Annotated in this window: 3 protein-coding genes; 2 read left to right on the top strand and 1 reads right to left on the bottom strand. The window is 34.6% G+C overall.

What is annotated here, in order from left to right:
* Both WAM07_RS09920 and WAM07_RS09925 read left to right on the top strand, forming a co-directional pair.
* On the top strand, positions 1 to 306 hold a 306-nt coding region (locus WAM07_RS09920; RefSeq protein WP_422166478.1), incomplete at its 5' end, for an SLC13 family permease.
* A 258-nt stretch (positions 307 to 564) separates the two neighbouring features.
* On the top strand, positions 565 to 1,113 hold the full coding sequence (locus tag WAM07_RS09925) for a kinase (protein WP_422166479.1): 549 nt from the start codon (positions 565 to 567) through the stop codon (positions 1,111 to 1,113).
* 160 nt (positions 1,114 to 1,273) lie between these two features.
* Here WAM07_RS09925 and WAM07_RS09930 read toward each other — a convergent pair whose 3' ends face one another.
* On the bottom strand, positions 1,274 to 1,462 hold the full coding sequence (locus tag WAM07_RS09930) for a hypothetical protein (protein ID WP_422166481.1): 189 nt from the start codon (positions 1,460 to 1,462) through the stop codon (positions 1,274 to 1,276).
* Positions 1,463 to 1,543 lie beyond the last annotated feature (81 nt).

Raw genomic sequence — 1,543 nt, forward strand, 5'->3', positions numbered from 1 at the left:
TTAATCTTATGCTATCTTATTACGAATCTCCTTACAGAATTCACTCATAATATTGCAGCTGCAGTCATGATGTTTCCAGTAGGTGTTTCACTTGCTGAAAATGTAGGAGTTGACCCTAAGCTTTTCATTATTAATGTGGCAATCGCAGCATCTTGCAGTTTTTTAACGCCAATTGGCTATCAGACAAATATGATGGTTTATGAACCTGGAAATTACAAATTTGTGGATTATATGAAAGCAGGATTAGGGCTAAGTGTTCTATGCCCGGTTATATCTGTTTCAATGACACTTGTCATCTGGGGGTAAAAAGATGGAGATATTCAGTGGCATCAGCCTAAATTCTCGTTGATCCCATATCTCAAATTATCTAATAAATACGGGTGAATTCCGTTTTCGGATAGAACTTTTTCTACTGCCCTAAAGTGTTGACGTAATGGGTGTCAGGAAGATTTAAGCCAAAAATCATCTATTTGAAATTTCAGCATTTGGCTCGGTTACAAAACTGAAAATATTTCCATACAATAAAAAAGAGTTATAGTCTACCATATAAAGGAATGATGATTATTGGAGAACTTTTTTAACGGAAAAATCTCAAAGAAAGACCTGAAAACATTTGAAATGATTGGTGATGGGAAGGATGGGGAAATCTACAAGTTAGCAGATGACAAAGTTGTAAAGTACTTTTTTAAGGAAGAAACATATCAACGGGAACTAGAAGCTATGAAAATAGGGCAGACTTCTGACATTATGCCTCGTCTTTATGAATTTGGTAACAATTACATTGTCATGGAGTTTGTGCAAGGAATTTCCCTTGCCCGTCATATGAAACGATACGGCTATATTGATGAAGAAATGACTAAAAGAATTTTGTTTGTTTTAGAAGAATTCAAGCGATTAGGCTTCACACGCTGGGATACGGAGGTTCGACACATGTTAATAGATGAAAATGGCGAATTCAAAGTGATTGATCACAAGCGAGCATTTACCTCCAACTCACCTGTTCCAAAAAAGCTATTAAAAGGAATGAAGAAATTTGGTTTAACTGGCGAGTTCATGAAAAACGTAAAGAATTTAGATCCTGAGCTCCATAATGCTTGGAAGAAACAACAGTAGTTCACCACTAAAATATCATAGAAACAAGAGCGTTCTTTCCTATAATCAAGGAAAGAATGTTTTAAAAAAGGTTTTAGGACAAGCCCTTGGAAGCAAAAAACGGATAGTACTCATATAAAAAGTACTATCTCTAAAAATAACTTATTATTAATAATAATGATTAGACTTTTTTCACTGTTACCCTATCCAAGTGAGTGAATAATACGTCACCACTACGATTAGACCATACTAAATAGTGATCTTCAGCCTTTATAAAGGTTCCGCCGCAGTTTATTTTTTCTGCTCCAGAAATAACTTCAATTTTATCACCAAACTTTATTGATTTATTCAGTTCTTCGGAAAATCCCATATTGTCTCCTCCTTTCTCTCTTAACGCACACAAGTCTCTATATTTATATTAAAAAATACCAAAATTGATAGGGCTATTACC

It is taken from the genome of Halobacillus sp. (assembly GCF_049282395.1).
In the GTDB taxonomy this organism is placed as follows: Bacteria; Bacillota; Bacilli; order Bacillales; family Halobacillaceae; genus Halobacillus.

Coding starts and splice junctions, on each gene's coding strand:
- WAM07_RS09930 (WP_422166481.1), bottom strand. CDS start 1,462: ATGGGATTTTCCGAAGAACTGAATAAATCAATAAAGTTTGGTGATAAA.